This window comes from Nocardioides pakistanensis, from assembly GCF_054781215.1.
Genome location: NZ_BAAGUV010000012.1, coordinates 217,727 through 244,702, shown reverse-complemented (window position 1 = coordinate 244,702; position 26,976 = coordinate 217,727). Strand labels below are relative to the sequence as shown.

The following is a 26,976-nucleotide window of genomic DNA, read 5'->3' as shown; positions in this document are numbered from 1 at the left end:
TAGGAACCCTTCTTCTACTACTACTACATGCTCTCTGACCTGCGGTTTTGCCTCAGATCGGCCAGCCACTTTCACTGCCAGTTTCAAAGTAAAGTGGCAGAACCGGCTCGGCTGAGCGTGAAGATCGCGGCCGCACCGGCCAGAAGCGGTTCCGAAAGTGGCTGCCGGTGCCGCAGGACGCGGCATAGGGGGAGGCATGACCAACCCCACCCCCTTCTCTGACCCGCAGCGCACCGACGCATCCGAGGACTTCGACGCCGTCCTCGACGCCTCGGCAGCAGAGCAGGCGCCCCTCGCCGTCGACGCACCGACGGCCGCGCCGCTGACCGAGGACCACCTCGCCGACCTGGAGTCGGACGCGATGCCGACGACGTGGCGCGACTTCGAGTACGGGCCGGACTTGTTCGGTCGCGGCTCGGCGAAGTTGTCGGACTCCGCCGTCGCCCCGATCGTGGCGGCCGCCCGCGGCTACCGATCCTTCGACCACAACGGCATCGACACCGCGTTCGCCTCCTACGCCCTGCCGCGCAAGAACACCCGGCAGGGCCGGACCCTGGTCGACTCGATGACCCGCGGCGACGTGCTGATCATGCCGTGGTTCACCCCCGACGACGTCGAGTTCTCCGACCGCCGCAAGACCGACGCGGTGCCCTCGACCATCCAGTACCGGCCCTCCAACCCGGCAGTGGAGGTCCAGCCGAACGGCAAGACCCGCGAGTTGAAGTACGAGTTCGTCTCCGGCCAGCACTCACCGATCGGCATGCACCCGGCGATCCCCACCGCATGGCTGGACCGGGTGCCCCGCGTGCTGGTGGCCGAAGGCCTGCTGAAGGGCGACGCGGCGCTGACCGGAATGCTGCTGGACGCGGGCTACACCCGCGAGGACCTCGCCGACCTCAGCGGCGACCCGGTGACCCGGCTGCGCACCATGCTGGCCAACGTGCCCGAGGACAAGCAGGTGCTCATCCTCACCATCGGCGGCGTGTGGTCGTGGCAGAAGAACCCCGAGTGGCGGGGCCTGCCCCTGGCCGGGCGCGAGGTATGGGTCGGCATCGACGGAGACGTCAGCGAGAACCCGCACGTCTACCTGGCCGCAACCCGGCTGTGGGAGTACATCAAGGACTACCAGAAGGCGAAGCCGCACCTGCTGGCTCCGGCGGTCACCTCCGGTGACCAGGGACAGATCGAGAAGATCGGCATCGACGACTACCTCGCGAAGGTGGGCAACTGGGCGTCCCTGCTCGGCCTGCTCTCGGCCGACCTGCCGACCCCGCCCTCGGGCAACGAACTCGACAACGTCGGCAAGCACCGGATCAACGACAGCGGCACCGCCATGGAGTTCTGCAAGCCGGTCGAGGACGCGTTCTCCGGGGAGACCATCAACGGCCGGTGGGTCGAGGTGTTCCCGCTCGGGGGCCGTGTGCTGTCGCTGGTCGCCGAGCGGGTGCCGACCGGCGAGGAGATCGAGACCGGGCGGCTCGACGCCGGTGCCAACGGCGACGGCGAGTGGGACGTCGAGATCGAGGTGGCCTGGCACAGCACCAAGAGCAGCGAGGTGGAGCGGCACATCATCACCGGCCCCGCCTCGATCCTCAACTACACCCCCGACCAGTGGGACCGGAAGGGCGCCCACATCCCGGCCCCGATCCTGAAGCACCCCAAGTGGCCGCCGAAGCAGAAGGACGGCGTCTCCGAGGCGTGGCTGGAGGCGGTCAAGGAGCACCGCGAGGACGACACGATCACCCGGGTCCGCTGGGGCTCGATGGGCTGGGTCCCGGTCGACAAGGGGACCCCGGCGTTCATCATCGGCTCCGACGTGATCGGCGGTGACGAGACCGACGCCGACATCCTGCCCGGCGTCGGCGAGGGAGACGTCTCGGGTGCGATGAAGTTCGGCGTCGGCAAGATCGACCCGCGGCCGTTCACCGACCCGGCCTACCAGGCCGAGATCCGCCGCGACATCGAGGTCGTCGTCGACACCTACATCCGTGCAGGTGCCTGGAAGGACCGCCGCAAGGCGGCCGTGATCCTGGCCTCGGCGCTGCGCCCGTGCCTGCCGATCCGGCCCCAGACGGTCGCCTACTTCACCGGCCCTCCCGGCAAGGGCAAGTCCTTCGCCGCCGCCGCGGTGATGGGCTTCTGGGCCCGCCGCCCCGGCGACTGGACCGGCTCGTCGCTTCCCGGCTCGGCCAAGGACACCCTCGCCAGCATGGAACTGTCGGTCGCCCGCACCCCGATCTGGGTCGTCGACGACCTGGCCCCGGCCACCAGCGTGCGCCAGTCCCAGCAGGAGCAGGACCGTCTCAACGACGTCATCCGCAACGTCTTCAACGGCTCCTCCAAGGGCCGGGCGAACGCCGACATGGGCTCGCGCAAGCGGCACCTGCCGAGGGCGCTGCTGATCGTCACCGCCGAGAACGAGCCGAACGTCGCCTCGGTCCGCGAACGCGTGGTCACCGTCGACATCGGCTTCGGTGACCTGGCCCAGTCGCGGATCCCGACCGACGCGGTCGACGACCTGCACCAGGTCGATGGCGCACCGGCCCGGGTCGCGCAGGCGCTGATCAAGTACATCCGGCACCTGACGACCATGCACTCCTCGTTCGGGTGGTCCGACCTGTACCAGCGGTTCCAGCACACCCACGAGTCTTCCCGCAAGACCGCGGCACACCTGTTCGAGGCGACCGGCAAGAGCGGGTCGAAGCGGGCAGCGGACATCGCCGGTGACCTGATGGTCTCGCTGACCTGGCTGGCCGAACTGGCCGAGGCGGTCGAGTGCGACGACGACCTGGTGGAACTGGTCGGCGGCGACCTGGGCGGCGACATCGTCTCCCTGATCGCCGACGGTGCCCGGCGCAACAGCGAGACGACCCCGGGCAAGGCGCTGCTGGAGGCGATCTCGGGTGCCCTGCGCCGCGGCGCCTGCCACATCCTCAACGCCTCGGACCCGACCACCCCGCCGGGGCAGAAGGACGGCTCGACGCACCTGACCGCAGCGCTCGGCTGGCAGGCCAACGCCAACGGCGAGTGGCGGCCGCTGAAGGACGCGATCGGCTACCTGGTCTACGACGAGGACGACAACGAGGTGCTGCTGCTGGACCGGCGCACCGCGTTCAACGTGGCCCAGCAGTTGTACCCCGACCTGGTTCCGCCCGGTCAGGGTCAGCGGTCCTCGTGGGGCTCGGTCATCGGTGAGGGACTGGTCGCGATGGAGGACAAGTTCCGCTCCGGCGACGACGGCAAGACGATCAACACCGCCCGCGTGTGGGCCGGTGGCGTGGCCCGCTCCGGTGTCCCGGTCGCCGTGTCGACGCTATTCGGGCGCCACGAGAGCCTCGACGCGGCCTGAGCGGTCGTGGCTCCGCAGGGGCGCCCCCCCCCGGATCCGTCCGGGCGGGCGCCCCTTCGGTTTGGTTCACCTGGTCCGTGCCTGCGGTTACCCTGACAAGCGTGGGGGAGACGACCAGCACAGGCACCGCCGCGTACACCGCGGCGGACCGGGCGCTGCGTGCCCTGATGTCGGCCGACGGGGCGGCGATGGACGTGGGCGACGTCGCCGTGTGGTGTGGGATGACCGACGACCCGCGTGACCGCGACGCCCGGAACCTGATCTCGGTGCTGATCTCGACCAACATCCGCAAGGGCGGCGGAGGATGGGACTCGGTCAAGCGGGTCTCCACCGCCAAGTACGCCTACGTCGCCAACGGCTCCAACGGCCACCAGGTCGCCGACATCGACGCGGTCGCGGTCTACGAGGACGAGTCCGCGAACGCCACCGGCGAATGGGTGGAGGTCGGCCGCGACGCCGACACCGTGGTGCTGCGCAACCCCGAGGGGCGGATGTTCGTCGCCAAGCCGCTGCGCGCGGCGATGTGACCAGACGGGGAGCCACCCCTCGGTGTCCGCACACCTGCACGCCATGACCACCCACCGCCTGGCCCACGACCAACGCCCTAACGTCGGCCGCCGCGTCCGCGCAGTGTCCTTCGCCCCGTCCCCGTGGATCGACGACAACACCACCGTCCCGCCCGGGATCGAGGGCACGGTCGTCTCGGTCGACGACGGCGGCACCGTGCACGTCGACTGGGACAACGGATCGCGCATCGGCATGGTCCCGCCCGGGGACCGGTTCCAGTTCCTCGTCGACGACGAGCCGCAGGCCGAGGAGTTCCTCGTCGAACTCAACGACGCGCGGTTGGGGATGACCTCACGCAGTTGCGAGGCGACCCTGATCCTGCTGGCCGGTCACGCCCGGCTCACGCACCTGTACGGCATCGCTGACGCACTCGACAGCCTCCGCATCACCGCCGAATACCGCACCGTCGCCGAGGACCTGCGCACGCTCGCCCGGGGCCTAGCCGCCTACGTCAACGGCTGACCGCCGCCGGACGCTCCGGCGGCATAGAGGCAGTCATGTCTCCCGCGCTGCTGATGCTGTTCGTCCCGCTCGCAGTGGGCCTGCTCTTGGGCTCGCTCGGCTACGCGCTGGGCTCGTCGAACCGGAAGCCGCCGGGCGAACTGCTCGCGGCTCTGGACCACCGCGACGCACTCATCGAGGACCTGCGGGAGACCGCCTGGGAGCACCGCGACATCGACCCGCACCTGTCGACGATCTTCCTCGACAAGATCCGGCAGGCCACCACCAAGAAGGAACTCCCATGACCTACGACTACGACCGCGGCTCACACGGCCTGAGCAAGGGCGTCAAGGCGCTGATCGCTCTCAGCGCCGTCGCCATCCTCGCACTGATGACCCTGCTCCTCGCGGGCCCGACCCGCGCATCCACCGGCCCCGACCAGGTGGCCCTGCACTACTCCGGCGGCGCGTTCACCCCGACCCGGTTCAAGGACTGCATCGCCCCGTCGACCCGCGTGTGGGACGGCCCCGGCGACAAGCACTTCTACTACCCGTCGAGTCAGACCAACTTCGTCTTCGGCCCCGGCGGGGACGGCGCGCCGATCACGTTCGTGACCAAGGACGGCATCGAGATGACCGTCACCGGCGTCGCCAACTTCATGCTCAACACCGACTGCTCGGCGCTCAACCAGTTCCACGACCTGATCGGCAACCGCTACGCCGCCTACATGAACGGCAACGAGCGTTCGTCGGGATGGTCGGACAAGGTGCTGCCGATCTACATCGGCCGCCCGCTGGACACCGCCACGGACCGGGCTGGCCAGAACTACACCTACATCGAGTTGTACACCGACCCGAACAAGAAGGCCCAGTGGGAGCGCGACGTGATCGAGGCGCTGCCGGACCTGGTCAACCGGCAGACCGACGGCGACGTCTCGTTCTTCGAGAACTTCGCGATCACGCTCCAGAAGCCCGAGCCGCCGCAGTCGATCAAGGACGAACTCGTCAAGCAGCAGGCCGCGGTCGCGAAGGCCAAGGCAGCCGAGGCAGAAGCCACCGCACGCGAGGCCGCGGCGAACGCGCAGATCGCCGTCGAGAAGGCCGAGGCCGCCAAGATCAACGAGAAGATCAAGGTGCTCGGCAAGGACGGCTTCCTGAAGCAATACGCGATCGACCACGGCCAGAACCCGTTCCAGCCGTCGACCCAGGGGATCATCACCGACCGGCAGTAGGTCCGCCGCCGGTGCCCGCTTCCACGGCATAGAAGGAGGTGGACCAGGACTTCCGGTGGATCTTCTGGCCCGCCTCCGCAGACGCCCCAGGACGCATCCGTGTCCTGGGGCGTTGGAGCATCCTCAGCACGGACGTGGGTTGCGAGCACCCCAGGACGCAACCCTCTCCCGTTCCGGGGTGCTCGCGGTCCCGCTCCCCACCGGCAGCCTAAAGGACCGGCCGGTCGTCCGCGTGGAGTAAAGAATCTCCGGGCACGCCCCGGACGGGGAGCCGACGCTGTGCCGCCGACCACATCGGAGGCATGAGCAGCCACAGCAACCGCCCCGCAGGCCTCCCTCTCGCCAGCGTCCGCTTCGGCCACCACTTCCTCACCCAGGCCCGCACCAAGGGCTTCACCGCCGACCAGATCGTCGAGGCGATCACCCGGCCCTACAAGGTCACCGACGTGACCCGCTACCCGGGCCAGAAGCGCTACTGCGGCGGCGGCATCGCGGTCGTCATGGACGGCACCAGCGCGATCACCTGCTACCTCGACGGCGTGGTCACCCCGCTCCGCGAGGACCAGATGAGCGACACCGCTGCCCTCAACTCCCGACGGCTGGCCGGAGCACGCTGACACTCTCCGACTGCTCGACGCCCCGTGACGACCGCCCACGTCACGGGGCGTTCTGCTGCCCGGGGAGACCCGGGGCTGCCGCCGCACACCTCGAAGCCATGACCGCCATCAGCGTCCCCGCAGGAACCTACTTCCTCGGTGACCCCTGCTACGCAGTCCCCGACGAGGACTGGGCCGACCTGCTCGTCCAGACCGACTTCTTCCACGGCTCCCCGTCCGGTGTCGTCCGCGACCATGACGTGTTCGCGTTCTCCACCCTCGAACTCGGCGACGGCGAGTACCACGACGAGCACGGGCACTCCTACCAGGTCGACTCGGGCCTGATCGGGCTGACCGCGGCCGAACTGGCCAACCCGACCGGTGCGCCCGAGCACGCCGCCTGGCTGGAGTCCAGCGGCCAGATCGTCACCTTCACCGAGCCGGTCGAGATCAGCCGGGAGGACTACCTGCTCACCTTCGGCCCCTACCGGATCGACCTGGCCGAGGACATGGATGCGGAGGAGACCTGCGGGGACTGCGGCAGCGAACTCGTCCTGGGCCTGTGCGCGGCGTACTGTGACGCCGACCTCGACGAGGAGGACGAGGGCCGATGACCTCCCCGCAGTACCCCGACATCCAACCGCTGCTGGTCCAACGACTCAGGGAGGCGATGATCGCCGACGCCTGGCCAGGCACCGACGCCGAACTCGATGCCGAGGTCGAAGCGCTCGTCGAGCAGGCACGCGCGGCGGGGCGACGCATACGCAAAGCCCAGGCAGCCTCGGCAGACGAGGCACCCGACGACATGGCCCAGGGCACGGTCCTGGTTCGTGGTGAGCAGGTCACGGCCTGGCGCGACGGGGACCGTGTCTACCGCTTCGTCGTCTGCCGTGAGCGCGGTCGGCTGAAACTGGTCGAGTGCGGCAAGAAGGTCGCCGCCACCTGGCGCAGACACGAGAACCCCCTGTGACCGGCTACCGCACCGTGATTCACTGGCGGCCACCGACCGACCCCCGTGACCATCAGCCGGAGCCGACCGAGCACATCTTCGAGACCTTGGCCGAGGCCGAGCACGACGGGCAGAGGTTCGGCTGCCTGGCTGGGACGACCCGCATCGAGGTGTTCTCGCCCGACGGTGACCTCCAGGCGCTTTGGGACAAAGAGTCTGCGGTCGTCCACCTGCTCAACCCGCGCTACGACGACTACGACGCGCACGGCAACGGCATCGGGGAGCCCCGCTACGACAGGTCCTACGAGCGCAGCAGATGGCAGCGGCTCGGGCAGGAGTCGAAGGCGCTCGGCAAGGCCGAACTGGCCAAGACGATCGCCCACCTCGGCCGGGGAGGCCTGTTCCTGCCGCCGCACACATCGAGGCCATGACCGACACCAGCAGCCCGCTCACCCTGGCACAGATGCTCGCCATCCACCGCGAGATCTGGGACATGCCCACGCTGAGCCGCAAGCACCCCGAGATCATCGAGCACCTGGCCGATCGCTACGAGGTCCACTTCGGGATGGTCAGCGACGTCATCGTCGTGCACAAGGACGAGAACCGGATCGAAGGCTTCGACACCACCGACGTCCGCGTCGCCGTCGACACGCTGCTGGCCCGCGAGGCAGGGCAGGACCCGCGATGAACGCCCTGGCCAAGAACTACCCGCTGCCCGCCTGGCCGCAGCACCTGCCCACCCCGAGCCCGGTCTACGGGATCAGCGAGGACGGCACCGACGTGCCGGACCTGATGCTGTCGGCCGGAGACCGCAAGGTCTACATGCAGGCCGACCGCGGACCCGATGGGGCCTGGTACGACGACATCGACGACGACCCCGCCTGGCAGACCGAGACCCCGGAGACCCGCAGGGCGGTCGTCGCCTACGGGCGGACGCTGCTCGACCGCTACGTCGCCGCGATGGGGGAGGCCTGGACCACCCCCGAGGGCAGCGCGCTGCTCGCGCTCGTGCACCGCCGCCTCGACGAGGCTGGGGCCTGATGAGCACTCCCGAGGCCCGTCCACTGGGGGAGGAGCGGTTCTGGCACGACGAGCAGCGCACCTGCGCGGGCTGCGCCGCCACGATCATGTGGGACGCCGACTGTCAGCACTGGTGGGTCGACTACGGCTTCGGCAACCCGCCGACCGGCACGTTCACCTGCCCCGACGGCACCAAGCACCGACCTGCGAGCACCGACCCGGTCACCCAGACCGACGCGGTGTTCCCCGGCCTGGAGCGGTGCGGCTACTGCGGACGCGAGATCCGCTGGCTCACCGAACCGGGTCAGGTACCGGGTTGGTCCGACCGGTGGGACGACACCGCGATCCTCGGCAGCGGCTACCTGTGCCCGCAGCGACATGGCGGCCATGTGGTACGACATGTACGGCCGCTGACGGTCCCCTCTCAGCCCTGACCGTCGGCCTTCTCGCCGCGGACCATCCACGCCGACGGCAGGCCGTCGTAGAACCGGTGCGTGTCGGCGCCGTGGAAGGCGAGCACCTCGTCACCGAACTCGGTGGTCCGGGCGACTGCCCACTCGTCGCCGTCGGCGAGCGGGGGCGTGGTGATGTAGTCGTGGTCGCGCAGCCAGCGCAGTTCGATGTCCTTGATGTCGGAGGCGGGCTGGTCGTCGATGGTGAACCGGAACGTCGGCTTCCTGGTGCCGTGCCGAGCCCAGGCGACCCGGCCCTGCCACACCTGCCGCAGCAGCGCCAGCGACGACCTCTCCAGATGCAGCCGCTCCTCGTCGGGTCGGTCGTCGGGGCCGATGTAGTGCCGGGCCGTGGTCGCCTTGTCCGCGTGGCCGAGTGCCTGGTGAGCAGCCTGCGACTCCCAGGCTTCTGCCGAGGCGAGCAGGTGGCCCCGGCGCTCCTCGATGTCCGGATTCCAGCCGGGCTGGTGCGGCCCGGTCGGCAGCATCTCGGCCTCCTCCCGGTCGATCTGGGCGGACCTGCGTGCCCCGTCGGCACCTTCGCCGACGTAGGGGCTCCGGTGCCGCGACCGCTGCTGAGGGAACCGTCCCGTGCCGGGGTGCAGGAACCGCCCCGCGACGTACTCCTCGGGAATGAGCCCCTCGCTGTGCACCCGCAGCGCGTTCGCGTCGTGGGCGTCGCAGACGCAGCCGGTGTCGTTCGCCCAACCTTGGTCCGGGTCGGACACCAGCCACCACTGTCCGCCGTCGGGCACCTGACGGTCGCACAGGACGCAGCGCGGCATCTGCTCCTGCATCTCCGTGCCGACGTCGAAGACGTAGACGTGGGTGGTGTACGGGCCACCGAGCAGCCGGGCTGCGCGAGAGAACGGGCTCGCGGCCGGGGCCTGGTCGGTGAGCACCCGCAGTGCGGCAGCCATCCCGGCCTCGTCGAGGCGACGGGGTAGCAGTCCCTTCTCTGAGGCCGCGACGACCCTGTCTAGCGCCTGGGTGTACGACGCCCCGGTCTGCTCGGCGAGCGCGCGGGCGAGCCGCTTGCGGTGGGTGCTGTTGGCGGACTTCTGGTGTGACATCGGTGCTCCTCGTGAGCCCATCCCGGCCGGTCGCCCCGCCTCGACCTGACCTGGGTACGGGGACACGCAGGACCGATCAGCCACAGAGTCCGTGCCGAGCAGCGGCTCGGTTTGCCAGAGACCGGCGGCGGGGCCGGTCGGGCACGCCTTCACGGGGCGTTCATCAACAGCCTAGCCAGCGCCACCGACGGTTCCGCCGGAGACGCGGCGGCCCCCTGCCGCACACCTGGAGTGCATGAGCGCACAGCAGACCGAGACCACCACCGTGACCGCCACGCTGCACACCGACGACTACGAGCACGAGGTGACCTTCGACGCCGCCCCGGCCCTTGCCGAGATGTCGGACGAGCGACTCCTGGCGCTGCGCGACATCGGCTTCCGCGGCGACTACGAGGCCGACGAGGTGGCCTACGCCCGCGAGGGCGACGTGCCCGAGATCGCCGAGGCGCTCGCGCACTGCGACCTGATGTCGAGCGGCAGCAGCCACTCGGTCGGGTTCGAGGTCGTCGTCGACGCCAACCAGGCCGAAGCCTGGATCGCCGCACACCGGCCGCACCTGAGCCGCTGACGCCGAAGGACCTGACGATGAGACGCCGCCTGGGCGCCTGGCTGGTACGCCGCGCCGAGCGGGCCCGGCACAACGACCACGACTTCGCCTGCCGCTACTGGTGGGGCGACCGCCGCCCCGACACCGAGGACCGGACCAACCACGACTTCGGTGGGGACGCGACCCGGCTCGACCTGCGCCGGTGCCTGGTCTGCCGACCGCACAGCCGCACCGAGGCAGACGCCCTGATCGAGCGCGACCCCATCGACGACGAGGCCGCCTCCGACCTGCCATCCTGAGCGCGCCCATGCGGGGAGCCGTCCCGCGCCCGCCGCACACATGGAGACCATGAGCAACCCGACCGCCTTCGCCTCGCGCACCGACTTCGACCGGCGCGTCTCCGATCTGACCGCCGCAGCCGCCTCCTACTACGACTCCGACGTGCTCTTGATGAGCGACGCCGAGTACGACGCGGGCATCGAGCAGGTCACCGACGCACTGGCCGCCAACCCCGACTGGGCCACCGCCGAGTCCGAGGCGCTGGTCTCCTCGGTCGCCGCTGGCCAGTCCGCCGGAGGCGACGTCGCGCACCCGACCCGGATGCTGTCGATGGCCAAGGCCGACTCCCTCGACGCGGTGGACGCGCTGGTCGCCAAGTGCTCCGGCGGTGTCGTCGTAGAGCCGAAGATGGACGGTCTCGCGCTCCGGGTGGTCTACCGCGACGGACGCCTCGTGCAGGCCGTCACCCGCGGCGATGGCTCGACCGGCGAGGACGTGACCGCGCAGGTCCTGCGGCTCTCGCCCGAGATCGACGGCAAGCGGTACGCCGTCGGCGGCCTCCCGCTGGAGGTGCCGCTGGGCTACTCCTTCGAGGTCCGCGGTGAGATCTACATGAACGAGGTCCAGTTCGCCGAGGCGAACCGGCTGCGGGCCGAGCGCGGCGGGAAGCCGTTCGTGAACCCCCGCAACGCGACCGCCGGGGCGCTGCGCAAGACCGGCGACGAGCACTGGATGCCGCTGTCGTTCGCCGCCTACGACCTGATCCCCGCTGTCGCCGAGCGCGAGGACTACCCGTCCACGCACGCCGCCCGGATGGTGATGGCGTTCGAGGAACTCGACGTGATGACCGCCCAGCGCATCCTCTACATGGCCACCGGCGAGGAGCCGAGTGTCGTCACCGACCCCGACGCGGTCCGCGCCACCATCGCGGCGATCGAGTCCGTCCGCCCCCACCTCGGCTTCGACATCGACGGCGCCGTGGTCAAGGCCGACGACAACCAGACCCGGCTCGCGCTCGGCGAGGGCTCCCGCACCCCGCGCTGGGCGGTCGCCTTCAAGTACGCCGCTGAGGAGGCCAGCAGCGTCATCGAGGACATCGAGGTCGCCGTCGGCCGCACCGGACGGATGAGCCTGCGTGCCCGGATCGCCCCGACCTTCGTCGGCGGCACCACGATCACCTACGCCACCCTGCACCACCCCGGCTTCGTCGCCGAGCAGGGCCTGGGCATCGGCTCGAAGGTCGTCGTGAAGCGGGCCGGAGACGTGATCCCGCGGGTCACCGCCGCCCTCGACGAAGCCGAGAACGCGCACATCGAGACCTGGACCCCGCCGACCGCCTGCATCCAGTGCGGCGAGGAGTGGGACACCTCCTCCCTGCTGTGGCGCTGCCATACCCCGGAGTGCTCGGTTGCTGGACGGCTGGCCTGGTACGGAGACCGCGACTGCATGGACATCGACGGCCTGGGCGGCACGCTCGCCGAGGCGCTGGCCGAGACCGTCCTGGTGGGCGGTCGCCAGGTCAAGGACATCGCCGACCTGTACGACCTCACCGAGGCCGAGTGGGCCGGGATCATCCTCGGCACCACCTCGACCGGCGGCACCCGCACCCTCGGCACCGCCAACGCCCGCAAGATCATCGCGAGCCTGGCGGCCACCAAGACCCAGCCGTTCAACCGGGTCATCACCGCTCTCGGCATCCGCATGACCGGACGCAGCGTGGGCCGCTGGCTCGCGGCCGAGTTCCACACGATGGACCGGCTCCGCGCCGCGACGGTCGAGGAGATCGCCGCGATCGAGAAGTTGGGCACCATCAAGGCGACCCACATCGTCGAGGGCCTGGCCGCGCTCGGCCCGGTGATCGACCGGCTCGCCGCGCACGGCGTCAACATGGGCTCCGAGCCCATCGACGACGGCACCGCCAAGCCGCTGGCCGGGAAGGTCGTGGTGATCTCCGGCTCGGTTCCCGGGTACACGCGCACGACCGCGCAGGAGGCCGTCGAGGCCGCGGGCGGGAAGGCGTCCGGCTCGGTGTCGGCCAAGACGTCCTACCTCGTCACCGCTGAGACCGATACGTCCAAGGCGAAGAAGGCCGCCAGCCTCGGCGTCCCGGTGATCGACCCCGACGACTTCGCAGCGCTGCTGCGGGGCGAGGTCTCGTGAGGTGACCGCCGAGGCGTACTTCCACGGCACCAAGCACCCGTTCACCCCCGGCGACGTCGTCGTCCCCGCACCGCACTGCATCGTCGATCCGCACCGCGACGAGCGGCCGATGCTATGGGCGACCACCGACCTCGACACCGCGGGCCGCGCGGCCAGGAACCGCTCCTGCGCCTGCGACGACCCGCAGTCGCCCGGGCACGAGCCGCGGGTCTTCGTGGTGGCGTCGGCTCAGTGGGAGCGGGACGTGAACCATTACGGGGACGCACCCAGCGTGATGGCGCGCACCATGCGGATCGTCGACGAGGTCGTGCTTCCCCAGCACCGGCCGTCCCCGCGCACCCCACGGGCATGACCACGTTCCGTGAGCAGGACCACCCGCGCGCCCGCGGCGGCAAGTTCGCCGTCAAGGAGCAGGCCGAGGCCACCGGCGTCACGCTCGCCTGCGATCCTGACGACATGGCCGACCCGGAGACCTTCGAGATGCTGTGGTGCGAACAGTGCTCGCTGCCGTTCGAGGAGTCGGAGGCGACCCGCCTGTACGAGTGCAGCAACTGCGGCACCACCGGCCCTGACCGGCGCTGCGACCAGTGCCACAAGTTCATGGCCCGCAGCGAGGAGCCCGGCTGCCCCCAGTGCGAGGAGAAGGTCGACGAGAACCCGGTCGCGGTGGTCCGCGACCATGACGGCGCGATCATCCTCGCCGAGGACTACGAACCCGACGGCCCCTCGAAGGCCGAGCGCGACGTCCAGGCCCGCGCCGAGGCTGCCGAGAAGGCGGAGGCCGACCGAGTCGCCCGGCTGGCCGAGAAGCAACAGAACACCACGGTCCGCACCGCCGCCGACATCGCGCCCGGCTCGATCCTGATCGACCCCGAGGACGACTCCCGGTTCGCCACCGCGGCCGAGGTTCTCTCGGTCCGCCGGGTCGACACCCCCGATGGGCCGATCGTCATCTTCAAGACCTACGAGTACAGCCCCCGCACCGTGGTCCGCCGCGCCGACGCCCCGGTCCCGACCCAGGAGACCGTGACCGACCGGCCGACCGTGACCCGCACCGGCGAGCAGGTCACCGCGGCCGACTTCGGGGGCGCCTACCTGGTCGACGGCTTCAACGAGGACCTGGGGGCCGTGTCCAGCCCGCACACCGACATCGACGTGCTGGTCGGTTCCTCCTCCCGCGACCACGGCACCCTGCCGACCGTCGCGCTGATGACGGGCCGCCGCAACCGTCAGGGCGACCTCTCCGGATCGGTCTCCTTCCTCGGTCGGTGGGACGACCCCGAGAAGGCCGCAGCCGCTCTGGACGAGATCGAGAGGGCAGCCAACGCATTGGCAGCAGCACGCACCGAGCACCCACCGGCCGATGTGGACGACCTCGCCGGGCGCCGATCGAGGCCGGGCACCACACAGCACCGGGAGACCGACTGGGTCAGCGGTGACGAGATGCGCACCGTCCGGATGGAGGTCGGGTTGAGCGACTGGCACGAGGACAGCGGGGCGCTACTCAGCGCGCAAGCACCCGGCGGGCTCAGCCTGACCTTCGACGACCCGGCGGTGCTGAAGTCGGCGGTCGCCGAGGCCCGCAAGCACCTCGGTACGCTCACCGGGATTCCGACCCGGCCCGACGTCGTCGACGACAAGATCTGACGCCAGGTCGCAACCGCCCGGCATAGGCCCGGTGTGAGCACACCACCCCGCGTCCACAACAAGTACCACCGCGACGCCCCGCCCGGCGCGGTCTACATCGGCCGCGGCGGGCCGTGGGGCAATCGGTTCGCGATCGGACCTGACGGTGACCGCGACGAGGTGATCACCAAGCACCGCACCTGGCTGCTGACCCAGCCGGACATGCTGCGTCGGGTCCGCGCCGACCTGGCCGGGGAGTCGCTGGTCCGCTTCTGCGCCCCGAGGCCGTGTCACGGGGATGCGCTTCTGGAGATCGCGAACTGCACCGACGAGGAGTTCGCGGCTCTGCTGGACGCGGCAGACCGGCGGGCCCAATGACGTCCCACCTTCGGCACACTGCACCCGGCGTCGTCCTGACCGCGCTTCTCGGGGCGTTCACCGGCGGCGAGCATCCGGTGGGATGGGCGTTGGTGTTCGCCGCGACCGCGGTGACGTTCCTGCTGCTGCGCTTCCGGACGGCGCGATGAGCGGGACCCGCCGGGGAGCGGCCGCGCCCTGTCCGCACACATGCCGACCATGACCAACACCGGACCGATCAAGGTCATCCAGCACGACCGCGAGGTGCTCGCTGCCGCGGTCACCGCCATCACCGGCCTGCCCACCGAGGTAGGCGACACCCGGCTGGAGTTCCTGGCCACGCTCACCCCGGCCACCTCCGGAGGGGTCGAGTTCATCCTGTGGGGCGACGGCCACGTGGAGGACATGTGGACTGGCTGCCCGGCGTGCGGCACCGACGCCCGGGGCCCGCACCTGTCCAGCGAAACCGTCCGGGACCGGTACGCCCGGCTGCACCGGCTCACCCAGTCCCCGCGACGTCCGCTGCTCGTACGCCTGGCCCGCCGCGTCGTTGGCTGCGGCACCTGCTCGAACGAGGCGTTGGTGAGCGAGGAAGGTCGATCCTGATGTCCGAGGTCCAGTCCGCCGAGAGTGACGCGCTTGATGCGCTCGACCGTCTGCATAACCAGGCGCTTCTCACCGCAGGCGACGACGCCGGGCGGGATCGCGCGAACAGCGACTACCTGACGATCCTCAGGGCATTTGGTCTCCACCTGGCGTTCGGCGCCCGTTCCGTTCCACCCGCCGAGTGCGCCAGCCCGGAGTGCGACCACGGCAGGACAATCCCTGGCCCTGGCTGCACCCGGAAGCGCAAGATTCCGCCCTCCGCAGGGGGCCCCGATGAGTGACTACTGGCTCGGCGTGCTGACCACCCCGATGGTCGTCGTGGCCGGGGTCGCCGTGTTCGTGCTGGGTGTCCGCGCCGAGGCGGCGCTGCGCCACCGTGGCCTCACGTTCGAGGCCAAGTGGAAGCGTGACACCGGGCGGATCAGCGACTACACGCTCCGCCACGACATCTGGTGGGAGCGCCGGTTCGGCCCGGTCTTCGTCGGCGGCTGGTACCGCGAGCCCCCGCGCTACCTGGAGCCGCCGCGCCGACTGGTCAACCGGTGGTTCGGCGTCGGATCCCCTGACGGCCCCTGCTGGATGGCCTTCCGGAGTCGTGACCTCGGCCCCGCTACCGAGCCGACCCAGCAGGCCCCGGCGACTTGCACCCACCCGAACTGTCGCGAGCACGGCAAGAGCCCCTGCGAGGGGATCGGCTGCGACGGCCGCGAGATCGAGGAGACCACCGATGCCTGACCTGTCCGCGCTCGACGGGGCGATCCTCGACGACGACGGTTACCCGACCGAGGCGGCGCTCGCGCTGATCCCGACCTGGACCGGCACCCCGAAGGCGCTGGTGACGGACCTGCTCACCCCGGTCTTCGAGGGCTACGGCGGGATCCAGGTCATCGAGGCGACCGACGACTTCGACCGTCCCGTGGTCCGGATCCGCCTGGTCACTGGCGGCTGGTCCGGCTGCGAGTCGGCGGTCGGTGACCTCCAGCGCGGCCTGTTCTGGGTCGCCTGGTGGCGTGAGTCTCGCCGCGGCGGTGCCTACACCTTCGAGGTCCCCGTCGCCCAGTGGGAGGCCCCGATGGTCGAGTGGCCCCGGCACCGCTCCGACTACGCGCAGGGCTGGAGCGACGCGGCCAGTCTGGCCCGCGCCGTCATCGGTGAGGTCCGCGACGACCGACGGCTCCCGCAGGACATCGCCGCATCCCTCGACCGGCTCGACCAGGTGCTGACCGACGGGCTCCGCGGCCGCGCCTGAGAGGGGGCTGAGTCGGCCGGTGCTGTGACCGGCGGCATAGGAGCCGTGTGACCACTGACGAGTCGAAGCCTGCCGTCTTCTACGACCCCGCCTCGGGGAAGTTGAACATCGGCGGCCTGAAGACCTCCGACAAGGCGGTGCTGCGCGAAGCGGCCCGCTGGTCCACCGGCGAGCGCGGCGACCCTGTCGACCTGGCCGACCTGCGCGACGTCGACCTGTCCGCGTTCGCTCGCGAAGCCCTCTCGGTCGGCGCCCGTGTCCTCGCCCTGGCAGCCCAAGACGGAGACACCCGCGCGGTCCGGCAGGCCGTCAAGGAGGCCAGCGAGCAGGTCAACGACCTGGTCAGCCGGGTCTCGGAGTCCTCCGACGCCGCCGTGCGGCGGGCCGTCGACTCGATGACCGCAGCGACCCGGCACGCCAACGAAGAGGTGATGGCCCAGGTCACCCGCCTGGTCGGCGGGGAGAACCCCGAACTGGCCGAGCGGCTCCGCCCGATCCTGGACCGGGTCGGGACCAACATGGAGGCCCAGGTAGCCGAGGCGATCTCGAAGGCGACCGAGGCGCAGCGCACCGAGTCCGAACGCAGGCACACCGAACTGGTGCGCCTGATGACCGACGTGCAGCGGGAGGTGGCCGTCCGGGTCGCCGAAGAGGACGCCGCCGCCGCGGTCCGGGGCGTCACCACGATCAAGGGCTTCGACTACGAGGAGCAGTTGCATGCCCTGCTGACCGAGATCGCCGCCGGGATCGGCGACGAGTACGAGGAGACCGGTGACACCGCCGGTCGGTTGCCGCGCAACAAGAAGGGCGACGGCGTCTTCCACGTCAACGGTGGTGCTGCCCGGCTCGTCGTCGAGGCCCACGACGGCTCCGCCAAGGAGTGGGGCTCCTACCTGGCCGAGGCCGAGCGCAACCGGGGAGCCTCGGCCGCCATCGGCCTGGTCCGCCGGGTCGAGGACAACGCCGGGCACACCGTCCGGGTGATCGCGCAGAAGCGCCTGGTCGTCGCGTTCGACCCAGCCACCGACGACCCCGAACTGCTCCGCACCGCGATCCTGCTGATGCGCACCGTCGCACTGACCGCATCGGGGCGCTCCGGAGCCGAGGAGGTCGCCACCGCCAACGAGCACATCCGCGAAGCGCTGGAGGTACTGGCCGAACTCGACGAGGCGAAGCGCTCGGCGTCGGCGATCAACGGGCACGTCGAGAAGATCGAGAGGGTCGTCACCAAGTCGATGACGGCGATCCAGCGGGAACTCAACGGTGCCCTGAACGCGCTGACCGGCTCAGCCGCCCCGGGCAGCCAGCAGACGCCGCTGGCTGCGGTGACCGACGGGGGAGCCCCCGCCCAGGAGACGGCATGAGGAGCATGGACCCCGCCTGACCGGGGAGAAGTCGCCGCGCCGCCGCGCACCTGGGGTGCATGAGCACGATCGAGCACACCGACACCAGCCGCCACGACCTGCCGACCCCGATGGGTGCGAGCCTGTTCGCTACGGCCCTCGCGGTCACTTCCGCGGTGGCGTTCATGATCGCCGACGGGATCGACTCGCTCTACGCCGGTGTCTGGATCGCCGCAGGCTACGGCGCGCTGCTGATCGCGGTCATGGCCGCGGTCACCGGCCTGATCTCCTGGGTTGCCTCGGCGGCCACCTCGCTCGTCGACGACGACGCCGACGAGGCCGCCACGATCGTGCACTGACCCCGCGCACCTCCTAGGTCACCGGCCGACCGTGCCCACCGCGGCATAGGCCACCACGCACCCATCCCGACCAAGGAGACCCATGACCGCCGTCATCGCCACCGACACCGACTTCGCCGCCGCAACGGCCACCGGCAAGCCCGTCCTCGTCGACTTCTACGCGACCTGGTGCGGGCCATGCCGCAAGGTCGCCCCGATCGTGGACCAGATCGCCGCCGAGCACCCGGAGTTCACCGTGGTGAAGGTCGACATCGACCAGGCCGCGAAGACCACCCTCGACTTCCACGTGATGGGTGTGCCGACCCTCGTCGTCCTCGACGCCGACGGCCAGCGGGTGCGGGAGTTCAACGGGCCCGCCCCCAAGAACACGCTCGTCGAGGCCCTGCGGGCTGCCTGAACCGCACCCTGGCCATGCCCCGCCCGAAGTGAACCCCTGCGGGCGGGGCTGGCGTCGTCGTACCGTCATGACGACGGGGACGGTCCTCGTCGTGAAAGAGGGTGAGGTGCCTGCGCTGCGCGTCCTGCGTGCTGCCATCGGCCTGGCGATGCTCGTGCCAGGCGTCGCGGCGTGCTCCGTCGAGTCCGGCGACGCGACCGGCAGCAACTCTGAGGTCTCGGCACCGGAGCGCCGGATCCCGCCGGGCTGGGAAAACCCGCTGGTTGAGGATGCCCCCGAGGCCGAGCCGCCGCCGAGGCCACGCCGCCAGACCTCTGCCCCGGCCCGCGAACCCACGCCAGTCGCAGCGCGCTGGTCACCGGGCCACCCGCTGACCATCCGATACCGGCAGCAGCGCCTCGACACGGTCGTCGCGTTGCAGCAGCGGCTGGATGACCTGGGGTACGGGCCGCTCGCGGCCGACGGGCACTTCGGCCCCCAGACCGAGTCCGCAGTCCGCCAGTTCCAGGCAGACGAGGCGATCGCCGTCGACGGCCTGGTCGGCGAGGAGACCTGGAACCGGTTGTTCCGCATCGTCCTCAGCCACTGGAGCCCGGAGGGATGGACCCCGGTCGTGCCCGCGTGGTTCAGCAGATCTCAGGACCCGGCGCAGGCCGACACCTCCGACGCTATCCCCGGCATCGTTCCGGGAACGCCCTCGGCCATCTGCGGCGATGGAACCCTGTCCTACTCCACGAGCCGTTCGGGCACTTGCTCGTGGCACGGTGGTGTCGACACCTGGTACCCGTGAGATCGCCCGGCCCGCAACGGTCACCTGGCGCGAGCCCCGCACACCTACCAGGTGTCTGCCGCTGATGACCGCAAGGTCGGCATAGGGCAGAACATCAAGGCTTCCGTGCGTGGGAGTCGAACACAGGGGTCGTGTGTCAAGGGGTTGCGCACGATCGCACCGAAGGGCGAGGAAGAGCCAGAACTGGCCACCTCGCCCTTCGTCGTCCCGCCGCCGACCCGGCCCCGGCTACGCATGTTGAGCACCATGACGACGCTCAGGACCCGCCGCGCAGCAGCCACCACACTGGTCGTGGTTGGCGTGCTCGCCGCCACCGGCTGCACCGTCGAGACGGACGCACCGGCGGCGCCTACCTCACCGGCCGCAGCGACCAAGGCCCCCGCACCTGTCGCCGTCGACGACCTGACCACGCACGCGGCCACCGTGGCCGATGAGGTGCTCCACTACCGGGCCGTCCGTGGCTCCTACCCGTACCTGGCCGACCTGGCCACCTCCGACCTGCCCGAGGGGGCCATGGTCACCCAGTACGCGGCCACGCCCCGGCTGTTCCGCTTCTGCGTGGTCTCCGAGGCCGACGGCGCCTGGGTCGCGTTCGAGTCCGACCGCGGCGGGGTCACCGGCTCCGGGGCCCGCGGCCAGTGCACCTTCGCCGAGTAGTCGCCGCGATGACCCTGGACGACCCGCTCCTCGGACTGACCGTCCGCACCCTGAACTCGCTGCTTCGAGCCGGGTTCGCCACCGTCGCCGAGGTCGACCAGGCCGACGACGACGACCTGCTCGCCATCCGCCAGTTCGGCCGCGCGCAGTTGGGGGAACTGCGCGCCAAGACAGCCCAGTACCGGACCATCGCCGCGGTCACCGCCTGCCCGCTGCGCCTGCCCGAGCCCGGCGAGATCCCCGTCCGCGACCTGGAGATCACCGCACGCACCCGCGACCGGCTGCTCGCCGCCGGGCTGACCACGGCCGCCGACGTCGAGGCACGGACCGAGGCCGACCTGCTCGCACTTCCCGGCTTCGGCGCAACCTGCCTGGCCGACTACAAGCGCGGGCGGCTCCTGCACGCGGCCCGGCACGGCATCTGCCTGGACCCCGACGCCCTCTTCGCGGGCCTCTCGCATGGTGCCCGCACCCGACGCTGGTGGCTGCGGCACGCGTTGGTGGCCGCCTACGTCGCCGAGCACGGCGTGCTGCCGTCCAGCAGGGCCGTGGTCACCGGCCCGGCGGGGGAGCGGATCTGTCTGGGCTCGTGGCTGGCCAAGCAGCGCGACCTGCACCGCCGCGGCGCGCTACCCCCGCACCGCGTCTCTGCCCTGACGCAGATTGAGGGATGGCGCTGGGACGTCCCGACCGGCAGGCGACCGTCCCGGCAGGCCGCGTAACCAGCGTCACCCCCGCGGGCTGCGGCCGGACGCCGAGGGTCTGCGCATGTCCACTGTCGTTACCAAACCGAGACCGGGGAGCACACGACGTCTCTCCGGACACCTGAAGACAAGTCCCCGCACACCGCGGGGCGCGGTCCAGCCCCGCCGAGGCCCGTCATGGCCGGTCCGTCCGAGCACCACGACCAGCACCAGACGATGACGGGCACGGGAGACCCAGCAGTACCGACGGCGACCTCACCAGAGATCGTCGGCTTGGGGTGAAGCCAGCCATGCTGGCCGGGCCACTTCGACGGCCCGAATCCGACAGGTCACCTTCCGCAGGCGTCGCCGAAGGGAACCTTCCATGTCGATCCACCATCGACCGATCTACCCTGCCCGCTCCGTCCCGCTCGCCCTGGCGACGACCCTGATCGCTGCGATGCTGAGCGCCCTCGCCCCGGCCGTCACGGCCCCGGCAAGCGCGCTCACGGTGCACAAGGCGACCCGGGTGCTCACCGTGGCCGCCGACCTGAAGGGCACCCCGTACCGCTACGGCGGAACCACCCGCCGCGGGTTCGACTGCTCCGGCTACACCCAGTTCGTCTACCGCCGGGTCGGCGAACGCCTGCCGCGAGTCTCCGACGCCCAGTACCGGGCCACCCGCCGGATCCCACGCAGCCAGGCGCGCCGTGGAGACCTGGTGTTCTTCCACTTCGGTTCCAAGCGAGGCCACGTCTACCACGTGGGCATCTACGCCGGGCGCGGCAAGATGTGGCACGCGCCCTACACCGGCACCCGGGTGCACAAGACCCGGATCTGGACCTACCGCGGCGTCACGTTCGGCCGGGTGCGCTGAGGCTCCACCGGTCCGTAGATGCCCCGAAACGGCACGAGAGCCCGCCTCAAAGCGTGTGACCGAGGCGGGCTCTCTTGCGTCCCGCCAGGGAGTTTAGGTCAAAAGGGGCGAGAGGTCACAAACGCCACCTTCGCGCGCGTCGAGGGGTGCTGGTGAGCGTTCCGGCGGGTACCGCACACCTGGGGATCATGGCCGAGACCACCACATCCGTCACCACGCCCGACCTGCGCGACGCCGCTGTCGCCGCCGTCATGGCACGCCACCCGCACCTGACCGGGGAGGCCTTCGACCGCAAGGTGCGCCGGGTGGAGACGATCCTGCGTCACTCCAGCGACGGCCCGACCTGGACCGGTCGCTAGAGGGCCCAGCACCATCACGGGTGCCGGTCACGTCCCAGCGAGCGGATCACCGCCTCGGGGTCGTAGCCGGAGAGCACGAGCAGCAGCATGGCGGCGTCGCTCACCGTCTCCGGCCCTTCGGTGCACGGATCGACTCCGGCGGGAAGCCAGCGGTGACCGGTCTTGGTGCTGCCGTCGAAGCAGCGCCACGAGTCCTCGGGCTCGCAGCGGACCAGGGTGCCCGCCGGTCGCGCATCGACGTAGACCGCCGCGGTGTCGACGTGGCCCTCGACCGGCAGGATCATCACCGTGAACCGGTCATCGCCCCGGCCGGACAGGTCCTCTGGGACGGGCGACTCTGAGGTGGCGCCCTGTGTGGTCATAGACCCATGGTGGCAAAGCCGTCCGACACAGCCCCTATTGCGCCGATAGACCCAGCGAGCACTGTGCACCTCGACCGCACACCTGGAGGCTGTGAACATGAACCGAGAACCCGCAGGCGTGCCCTCCGGCGGCCAGTTCGCCGGGCGCGAGCGTGGTGAGGCAGGTCTCGACCTGACCGAGATCCGCCGGATGGTCGTCGACGAGTACGGCGACGGCATCGACGGCGCGGCCACCTACGGACCCGTCGACAGTGACGACGAATACGACGGGTCGACCCAGGAGAAGGTCAGTCTGCTCGACCGCCGGATCGCGCCGGGGGAGGTCTCGACCATCGAACGTGCCGGAGCCACGATCAGCAACGTCACCTCGAACCTGGTCGCAGCACCGAAGGCTGCCTTGAAGACCGGAGCGATCACGGCCGCCGCCTATGCCACCGCGGTTACCTTCGGCGGGGAGCACGCCGAACCGCTGTCGAACTTCGTCACTCACCACCAGACCCCGGTTGCGGTCGCCGGGGCTGCTGCGGTCGCCATCGTTGGTGCGGTCGCGGCCGCCGCCAAGGGAGACCTGTCGCGGACCGCCCACCCGATCCGGGAGGCCCGCAAGCAGGCGCTACGCGCGGCACGCGCCGAGGCTCGCGAAGCACTCCTGGACCGGCTCGTGGCGCGTGAGGCCGCCCGCGCCGCCCAGCAGGACCGGCAGGAGTCGATCCGCGCCGCGCTGGACCAACAGAACGCACCCGGATCCGCCTGAGCCGCCGACCGCAACACCGGCGGCATAGGGACCGTTGTCACACCCGACGACCGGAGCCCGGTCGCGCCTGCCCCTCGACCGGAAGGCCCTTCGCCCGATGACTGCGCAGCAGATCGCCTCCGTGCCCCGCCAGCGGCCCTCGCGGCTGACCCGGGTGCTCAACACCTGCCACGACATCGGCGGCATCTACTCGCTGACCTACAACGAGGCGGTCGTGCTGACCAACGACTACGCCAAGCACCAGCACGGCGGCATCCCGCGCGGCGGGTTCCTGCTGGCCGCGGCCTGCTCGGGCCACGACGGCAACGTGGCCTTGGAGGACGAGGAGGTCATCTTGCTGCGGGTGTCCTCGGTGACGCCGCTGCCGCACGAGCGGGAACTCGTCTCCGGTCGGATGGCCGTGGTCCGTGACGCCCATGCCACCGAGGCCGACTACGGCAACGTGCTGGACGTGCACACCGCCGTCGAGCACTCCCAGTCGGCGTTCGCCTGCGACGTCGTCGGCGTCTTCTACACCGGCGAGGACGCCGAGCGTGTCGAGTTCGGCGCGGACCTGGACAACGTGTGGTCCTCGGCCCGGTACAAGGTGTTCGCCCCGTCGGCGAAGGCGCTGTCTTGGATCGGGTCGTTCCCGCGCGGCGAGAAGGGTGTGTCCTTGCCGCTGGGCGTGGTCCGGTTCTCCGCGACCCGCCGCAACGCGATCGCGCACGGCCTGGACAAGGCCCGCGTCCACGTGAACGTCGAGGACTTCGTCGGGAAGAAGACGGCCGTGTTCGGAATGACCCGCACGGGCAAGTCGAACACGATCAAGACGATCGTGACCGCCGTGTACCGCCACGCTGCGGAGGAGAACGCCCGCATCGGCCAGGTGATCTTCGACCCGCAGGGCGAGTACGCCAACATCAACCAGCAGGACGGCACCGGCCTGCGGATGCTCGGCGACGCCGATCAGGTCCGGATCTACACCTCGATGCCTGAAGAGAGCAACGCCCAGGAGTGCCCGCTGCGGCTGAACTTCTACGACACCGATCTGTTCGAGATCGCCTGGGACATGGTGGTCGGCGCGATGGAGGGCGCCGAGGCGAACTACGTGCGCACGTTCCGCTCCGCCGACATGGAGAGCCCCGACCCCAAGGACTACTCCGCCCAGACCCACTGGGGCCGCGGTTTCATGGCCTTCTACGGGCTGCTCTACCGGGCCGGGTACAAGGGCCAGTTCGCCAACGGGGCGACCCTGTCGTTCTCGATGAAGGACGACGCTGCGGCCCAGTTCAACACCGAGCACCCCGGCCAGAACCTCACCGGCGGGTCCGGCGTCTACACCGTCTCCAGCCCTGAGCAGGCAGCCCTCGTTGTCGACTGGGTCAACAAGATGCTCGGCTCCCTGGAGAAGTTGGAGAAGTCGAACAAGGACGAGGACACCGAGCGGGCCGAGAAGATCAAAGACCTCCTGGGCAAGTGGCGCGACTCCGACCAGTTCACCGCCGTCGCAGACGTGTTCAAGTACGCCAAGGGACGCGGTCTGGCGGGCCTGCGGGAACTGCGCGAGTTCCACGACGCCAAGGGCACCGGTGACCTCTCGGAGATGGTGTGGCAGGACATGGTCGAGGGCCGCCTGGTCATCGTCGACCTGTCGATCGGCTCGGAGATGGTCACCAAGACCATGAGCGAGCGGCTCGTCTCCGCCCTGGTCTCGCGTGCCTCGGAGCGGTTCCGCAACAACGAGCGGCCCGTCCCGTTCCAGGTCGTCGTCGAGGAGGCCCACAACCTGTTCGAGCGAGGCCGGTCCTCCAACAACGACCCGTGGGTGCGGATGAGCAAGGAGGCGGCGAAGTACCAGATCGGCATGGTCTACGCGACGCAGGAGATCACCAGCGTCGACCAGCGGATCCTGTCCAACACCGCCAACTGGGTGATCGCCCACCTCAACAGCGAGATCGAGACCCGCGAGTTGGGCAAGTATTACGACTTCGGCTCGTTCGGCGACTCGCTGCGCAAGGTCGAGGACCGCGGCTTCGTCCGGCTGAAGACCTACTCCAGCCCGTACATCGTCCCGGTCCAGATCGACAAGTTCGACCACGCGATGATCAACGAGGCGCGCAAGGCCAACGGGCTGGAGCCGATCCATCTCGGCAAGAGCGGCGACGCCGCACCGGACGACACCGTAGACGGCGACATCTGATGACCAGGGCGGCTGTGGCCACCTTCGTCGCCGCGACCGCGGTGCTGGCGGCTGCCGTGCTCACGATCATCTTCGCCCCCGGCATGGCCTGGGTCCCCGGCGGAGTGCTGCTGCTGTTCCTGGTCGCCGTGACCGTCCTGGACCTGACCACGATGGTCCTGGTGCCGCGCGACGAAGCCCGGCGACCCGAGGGCTGAGCCGCTGCCGCTGCCCGTCGGCCTGCGCATGTTCCTCACCGTCCACCACCACCTTCACCGGCAGGAGCCCTGATGCCCTACCAAGGCGAGCGCGCATCCCGGCTCGGCCACGTCGCCACCGCCCAGTCCGACCTGGTCACCCAGGCGCTGTCGCGCTACCGCGTCGCCGCGAACGAGGCGGCCACGACCCGCCAGGTCGCGAGCCTGTGCGCCCCGCTGACCGACCTGGACCTGCCGGTGAGACCGGAGTCGGTGTCCCGTGCGATCGCCCTGGACGGGTCTGCGTCGGAACTGCCGATCGCCGCCTCCGGCGGCCGCACCGTACGGCTCGGCTTCGTCCGGGTCGCCGGGGTCGCCCTCGACCTCGACGGGATCCGGGACCTGTCCACCGAACGGTTCATCGACCCGGTCGCGGAGTCCCGCACCCGCAGGCCCGCGAGCCTCGACTACGCGCTGCCCGGCGCCGGGGTCTCCATCGAGGGCCGCTCCTCGCTGGACTCCTACCGTGAAGCGATCGACTCGATGCTCGCCGACGCCGAGATCTCCGACGTGATCCTGCACGACGCTGGCCGGTTCGCCGCTCCCAGCACCATCTCGCTCGCCGAGGCGCTACTCACCCTGCACGGCGCACCGGGAGCACCGGCGGAGGCCGCACCGGTCCGGTCCTGCCCGTCCTGCCGCGCCTGGGACCGAGACGTGCTCACCTGGGTCGGCCCCGACGGCGGCCGGTGCCCCGAGTGCAACGGCCGCCTCTACCTAGCCGACGCCCTCGGGCTCTCGGTCGCGCTCACCTCGGAGTCCGCGCACCAGAATGCGCTCACCTTGACCATGAACGCCGCGGAACGGCTCGCCACCGTCGGGTTCCTCGAACTGCTCCGCCGCCGGTCCCTGGCCGAGGTGTCCCGCACCCTGGTCGTCCTCGACGGCCCGATGGCCGCGTTCGGCCCGCTCCAGCAGATCGCCCCCGCGATGCGCGGCTACCTCGACGCGCTCGGCGCCGAGGTGCTCGACGCCGGGCATACCCCGCTGCTGGTGGTGGGCGTGGAGAAGGGTGGCGACTTCGTCACCCACGCCGATTCCATCGCCGACCTGATCGACCCCGGCTACGTCATGCGGCTCACCGAGTCCTACATCGCAGACCGGATCACCGGCCGGTCCGGCTCGGACCCCTACGGCGCCTCCCACCTGTACGGCCGTCGGTTCTTTTACCGCCGCCGCGACGGGCAGATGCTCACGGTGACGGTCCCGGCGGCATCCGGGATCGCACCGTGGAGCGTGGACCCGGTCAGCGAGGACTGGGCCTCGTACCCGACCCTGCGGCCCGTGATCGAGTTGCTGGAGTCGCTGCGGTCGGTGATGCACAAGGGCGCGGTGCTGCCGCTCGTGCTCGCCCACCAGGTCGCGTCTCTGCCGATGGGCACCGGACGGTCGGTGCTCACCGTCGTCGGCCAGCAGGGCCTCGGCCTCGCGCAGAACACCCGGCTGGTGGGTGCGGGGGAGTGGGGATGAGCCCG

General features: G+C 70.5%; 36 protein-coding genes, 1 pseudogene and 1 riboswitch. Of the genes and pseudogenes, 35 read left to right on the top strand and 2 right to left on the bottom strand.

What is annotated here, in order from left to right; genetic code table 11:
* Nucleotides 1-196: 196 nt before the first annotated feature.
* The 12 genes from ACYVIH_RS05835 (at nucleotide 197) to ACYVIH_RS05780 (ending at nucleotide 8,587) form a co-directional block, all read left to right on the top strand.
* Nucleotides 197-3,349, top strand: a complete 3,153-nt coding sequence (locus tag ACYVIH_RS05835) for a hypothetical protein (RefSeq protein WP_460867035.1) — start codon at nucleotides 197-199, stop codon at nucleotides 3,347-3,349.
* Between the two features lie 101 nt (nucleotides 3,350-3,450).
* Nucleotides 3,451-3,876, top strand: coding sequence for a hypothetical protein (locus ACYVIH_RS05830; RefSeq protein WP_460867032.1), 426 nt, complete (start codon nucleotides 3,451-3,453; stop codon nucleotides 3,874-3,876).
* A gap of 43 nt (nucleotides 3,877-3,919) precedes the next feature.
* Nucleotides 3,920-4,378 carry a DUF4314 domain-containing protein gene (locus ACYVIH_RS05825; RefSeq protein ID WP_460867030.1) on the top strand — a complete coding sequence of 153 codons (459 nt, stop codon included), beginning with the start codon at nucleotides 3,920-3,922 and terminating at the stop codon, nucleotides 4,376-4,378.
* A 35-nt stretch (nucleotides 4,379-4,413) separates the two neighbouring features.
* A complete protein-coding gene (locus ACYVIH_RS05820) occupies nucleotides 4,414-4,662 on the top strand; it encodes a hypothetical protein (protein ID WP_460867027.1) in 249 nt (82 codons plus the stop codon).
* Nucleotides 4,659-5,588, top strand: a complete 930-nt coding sequence (locus ACYVIH_RS05815) for an SPFH domain-containing protein (RefSeq protein ID WP_460867025.1) — start codon at nucleotides 4,659-4,661, stop codon at nucleotides 5,586-5,588. Before ACYVIH_RS05820 ends, ACYVIH_RS05815 begins: the two co-directional genes overlap by 4 nt.
* A gap of 302 nt (nucleotides 5,589-5,890) precedes the next feature.
* Entirely contained in the window at nucleotides 5,891-6,205 is a 315-nt protein-coding gene (locus ACYVIH_RS05810) for a hypothetical protein (protein WP_460867023.1), read from the top strand.
* 98 nt (nucleotides 6,206-6,303) lie between these two features.
* Nucleotides 6,304-6,798 (top strand): hypothetical protein, encoded by a 495-nt coding sequence (locus ACYVIH_RS05805; RefSeq protein WP_460867021.1) that lies wholly within the window; start codon nucleotides 6,304-6,306, stop codon nucleotides 6,796-6,798.
* A complete protein-coding gene (locus ACYVIH_RS05800; RefSeq protein ID WP_460867019.1) occupies nucleotides 6,795-7,154 on the top strand; it encodes a hypothetical protein in 360 nt (119 codons plus the stop codon). Before ACYVIH_RS05805 ends, ACYVIH_RS05800 begins: the two co-directional genes overlap by 4 nt.
* Nucleotides 7,151-7,564: a hypothetical protein gene (locus ACYVIH_RS05795; RefSeq protein WP_460867017.1), complete on the top strand. Its 414-nt coding sequence runs from the start codon at nucleotides 7,151-7,153 to the stop codon at nucleotides 7,562-7,564. The genes ACYVIH_RS05800 and ACYVIH_RS05795 overlap by 4 nt, the downstream gene beginning before the upstream one ends.
* A complete protein-coding gene (locus ACYVIH_RS05790) occupies nucleotides 7,561-7,821 on the top strand; it encodes a hypothetical protein (RefSeq protein ID WP_460867015.1) in 261 nt (86 codons plus the stop codon). The genes ACYVIH_RS05795 and ACYVIH_RS05790 overlap by 4 nt, the downstream gene beginning before the upstream one ends.
* The gene (locus tag ACYVIH_RS05785; protein WP_460867012.1) at nucleotides 7,818-8,174 is read left to right on the top strand and encodes a hypothetical protein; all 357 of its coding nucleotides are present in this window, start codon (nucleotides 7,818-7,820) and stop codon (nucleotides 8,172-8,174) included. Before ACYVIH_RS05790 ends, ACYVIH_RS05785 begins: the two co-directional genes overlap by 4 nt.
* Nucleotides 8,174-8,587, top strand: coding sequence for a hypothetical protein (locus ACYVIH_RS05780; protein ID WP_460867009.1), 414 nt, complete (start codon nucleotides 8,174-8,176; stop codon nucleotides 8,585-8,587). Before ACYVIH_RS05785 ends, ACYVIH_RS05780 begins: the two co-directional genes overlap by 1 nt.
* Here ACYVIH_RS05780 and ACYVIH_RS05775 read toward each other — a convergent pair.
* Nucleotides 8,578-9,678 (bottom strand): hypothetical protein, encoded by a 1,101-nt coding sequence (locus ACYVIH_RS05775; RefSeq protein ID WP_460867007.1) that lies wholly within the window; start codon nucleotides 9,676-9,678, stop codon nucleotides 8,578-8,580. The genes ACYVIH_RS05780 and ACYVIH_RS05775 overlap by 10 nt on opposite strands.
* 235 nt (nucleotides 9,679-9,913) lie before the next feature.
* On the opposite strand from ACYVIH_RS05775, the gene ACYVIH_RS05770 reads away from it, so the two are divergent.
* From ACYVIH_RS05770 to ACYVIH_RS05680, 19 genes and pseudogenes are all read left to right on the top strand, one after another.
* Nucleotides 9,914-10,246, top strand: coding sequence for a hypothetical protein (locus ACYVIH_RS05770; RefSeq protein WP_460867005.1), 333 nt, complete (start codon nucleotides 9,914-9,916; stop codon nucleotides 10,244-10,246).
* 17 nt (nucleotides 10,247-10,263) lie between these two features.
* The gene (locus tag ACYVIH_RS05765; RefSeq protein WP_460867003.1) at nucleotides 10,264-10,524 is read left to right on the top strand and encodes a hypothetical protein; all 261 of its coding nucleotides are present in this window, start codon (nucleotides 10,264-10,266) and stop codon (nucleotides 10,522-10,524) included.
* Nucleotides 10,525-10,573: 49 nt separating this feature from the next.
* Nucleotides 10,574-12,634, top strand: a pseudogene (gene ligA / locus ACYVIH_RS05760) (NAD-dependent DNA ligase LigA); the annotation flags it as partial.
* 31 nt (nucleotides 12,635-12,665) lie between these two features.
* On the top strand, nucleotides 12,666-13,016 hold the full coding sequence (locus tag ACYVIH_RS05755) for a hypothetical protein (protein ID WP_460867001.1): 351 nt from the start codon (nucleotides 12,666-12,668) through the stop codon (nucleotides 13,014-13,016).
* Nucleotides 13,013-14,311, top strand: coding sequence for a hypothetical protein (locus ACYVIH_RS05750; protein ID WP_460866998.1), 1,299 nt, complete (start codon nucleotides 13,013-13,015; stop codon nucleotides 14,309-14,311). The genes ACYVIH_RS05755 and ACYVIH_RS05750 overlap by 4 nt, the downstream gene beginning before the upstream one ends.
* 33 nt (nucleotides 14,312-14,344) lie before the next feature.
* Nucleotides 14,345-14,668 (top strand): DUF4326 domain-containing protein, encoded by a 324-nt coding sequence (locus tag ACYVIH_RS05745; protein WP_460866995.1) that lies wholly within the window; start codon nucleotides 14,345-14,347, stop codon nucleotides 14,666-14,668.
* Nucleotides 14,665-14,817, top strand: a complete 153-nt coding sequence (locus ACYVIH_RS05740) for a hypothetical protein (protein WP_460866994.1) — start codon at nucleotides 14,665-14,667, stop codon at nucleotides 14,815-14,817. The genes ACYVIH_RS05745 and ACYVIH_RS05740 overlap by 4 nt, the downstream gene beginning before the upstream one ends.
* Before the next feature lie 49 nt (nucleotides 14,818-14,866).
* On the top strand, nucleotides 14,867-15,253 hold the full coding sequence (locus tag ACYVIH_RS05735; protein WP_460866992.1) for a hypothetical protein: 387 nt from the start codon (nucleotides 14,867-14,869) through the stop codon (nucleotides 15,251-15,253).
* On the top strand, nucleotides 15,253-15,534 hold the full coding sequence (locus ACYVIH_RS05730; RefSeq protein ID WP_460866989.1) for a hypothetical protein: 282 nt from the start codon (nucleotides 15,253-15,255) through the stop codon (nucleotides 15,532-15,534). Before ACYVIH_RS05735 ends, ACYVIH_RS05730 begins: the two co-directional genes overlap by 1 nt.
* Entirely contained in the window at nucleotides 15,527-15,988 is a 462-nt protein-coding gene (locus ACYVIH_RS05725) for a hypothetical protein (RefSeq protein WP_460866987.1), read from the top strand. Before ACYVIH_RS05730 ends, ACYVIH_RS05725 begins: the two co-directional genes overlap by 8 nt.
* Nucleotides 15,981-16,502, top strand: coding sequence for a hypothetical protein (locus ACYVIH_RS05720; RefSeq protein WP_460866985.1), 522 nt, complete (start codon nucleotides 15,981-15,983; stop codon nucleotides 16,500-16,502). Before ACYVIH_RS05725 ends, ACYVIH_RS05720 begins: the two co-directional genes overlap by 8 nt.
* A 47-nt stretch (nucleotides 16,503-16,549) precedes the next feature.
* A complete protein-coding gene (locus tag ACYVIH_RS05715; protein WP_460866983.1) occupies nucleotides 16,550-17,866 on the top strand; it encodes a hypothetical protein in 1,317 nt (438 codons plus the stop codon).
* 59 nt (nucleotides 17,867-17,925) lie between these two features.
* Complete coding sequence (locus ACYVIH_RS05710) at nucleotides 17,926-18,204, top strand: hypothetical protein (RefSeq protein WP_460866980.1); 279 nt, start codon at nucleotides 17,926-17,928, stop codon at nucleotides 18,202-18,204.
* 82 nt (nucleotides 18,205-18,286) lie between these two features.
* The gene (locus ACYVIH_RS05705) at nucleotides 18,287-18,601 is read left to right on the top strand and encodes a thioredoxin family protein (protein WP_460866977.1); all 315 of its coding nucleotides are present in this window, start codon (nucleotides 18,287-18,289) and stop codon (nucleotides 18,599-18,601) included.
* 106 nt (nucleotides 18,602-18,707) lie between these two features.
* Entirely contained in the window at nucleotides 18,708-19,391 is a 684-nt protein-coding gene (locus tag ACYVIH_RS05700; protein ID WP_460866973.1) for a peptidoglycan-binding protein, read from the top strand.
* Nucleotides 19,392-19,637: 246 nt separating this feature from the next.
* The gene (locus tag ACYVIH_RS05695) at nucleotides 19,638-20,048 is read left to right on the top strand and encodes a hypothetical protein (protein ID WP_460866970.1); all 411 of its coding nucleotides are present in this window, start codon (nucleotides 19,638-19,640) and stop codon (nucleotides 20,046-20,048) included.
* A gap of 8 nt (nucleotides 20,049-20,056) precedes the next feature.
* Nucleotides 20,057-20,770 carry a DNA-directed RNA polymerase subunit alpha C-terminal domain-containing protein gene (locus ACYVIH_RS05690; protein ID WP_460866966.1) on the top strand — a complete coding sequence of 238 codons (714 nt, stop codon included), beginning with the start codon at nucleotides 20,057-20,059 and terminating at the stop codon, nucleotides 20,768-20,770.
* A 179-nt stretch (nucleotides 20,771-20,949) separates the two neighbouring features.
* Nucleotides 20,950-21,112: riboswitch (cyclic di-AMP (ydaO/yuaA leader) on the top strand.
* 4 nt (nucleotides 21,113-21,116) lie between these two features.
* Nucleotides 21,117-21,608 carry a C40 family peptidase gene (locus ACYVIH_RS05685; RefSeq protein ID WP_460866964.1) on the top strand — a complete coding sequence of 164 codons (492 nt, stop codon included), beginning with the start codon at nucleotides 21,117-21,119 and terminating at the stop codon, nucleotides 21,606-21,608.
* Nucleotides 21,609-21,760: 152 nt separating this feature from the next.
* Nucleotides 21,761-21,967 carry a hypothetical protein gene (locus ACYVIH_RS05680; RefSeq protein ID WP_460866962.1) on the top strand — a complete coding sequence of 69 codons (207 nt, stop codon included), beginning with the start codon at nucleotides 21,761-21,763 and terminating at the stop codon, nucleotides 21,965-21,967.
* 14 nt (nucleotides 21,968-21,981) lie between these two features.
* On the opposite strand, the gene ACYVIH_RS05675 is transcribed toward ACYVIH_RS05680, so the two are convergent.
* Nucleotides 21,982-22,329 (bottom strand): hypothetical protein, encoded by a 348-nt coding sequence (locus tag ACYVIH_RS05675; protein ID WP_460866959.1) that lies wholly within the window; start codon nucleotides 22,327-22,329, stop codon nucleotides 21,982-21,984.
* A gap of 97 nt (nucleotides 22,330-22,426) precedes the next feature.
* Between ACYVIH_RS05675 and ACYVIH_RS05670 the strand changes: the two genes are divergently transcribed.
* From ACYVIH_RS05670 to ACYVIH_RS05655, 4 genes are all read left to right on the top strand, one after another.
* Nucleotides 22,427-23,083, top strand: a complete 657-nt coding sequence (locus ACYVIH_RS05670; RefSeq protein WP_460866956.1) for a hypothetical protein — start codon at nucleotides 22,427-22,429, stop codon at nucleotides 23,081-23,083.
* A 97-nt stretch (nucleotides 23,084-23,180) separates the two neighbouring features.
* A complete protein-coding gene (locus ACYVIH_RS05665) occupies nucleotides 23,181-25,265 on the top strand; it encodes an ATP-binding protein (RefSeq protein ID WP_460866953.1) in 2,085 nt (694 codons plus the stop codon).
* A complete protein-coding gene (locus ACYVIH_RS05660; RefSeq protein ID WP_460866950.1) occupies nucleotides 25,265-25,462 on the top strand; it encodes a hypothetical protein in 198 nt (65 codons plus the stop codon). The genes ACYVIH_RS05665 and ACYVIH_RS05660 overlap by 1 nt, the downstream gene beginning before the upstream one ends.
* Before the next feature lie 72 nt (nucleotides 25,463-25,534).
* On the top strand, nucleotides 25,535-26,971 hold the full coding sequence (locus ACYVIH_RS05655) for a zinc ribbon domain-containing protein (protein WP_460866948.1): 1,437 nt from the start codon (nucleotides 25,535-25,537) through the stop codon (nucleotides 26,969-26,971).
* Nucleotides 26,972-26,976 lie beyond the last annotated feature (5 nt).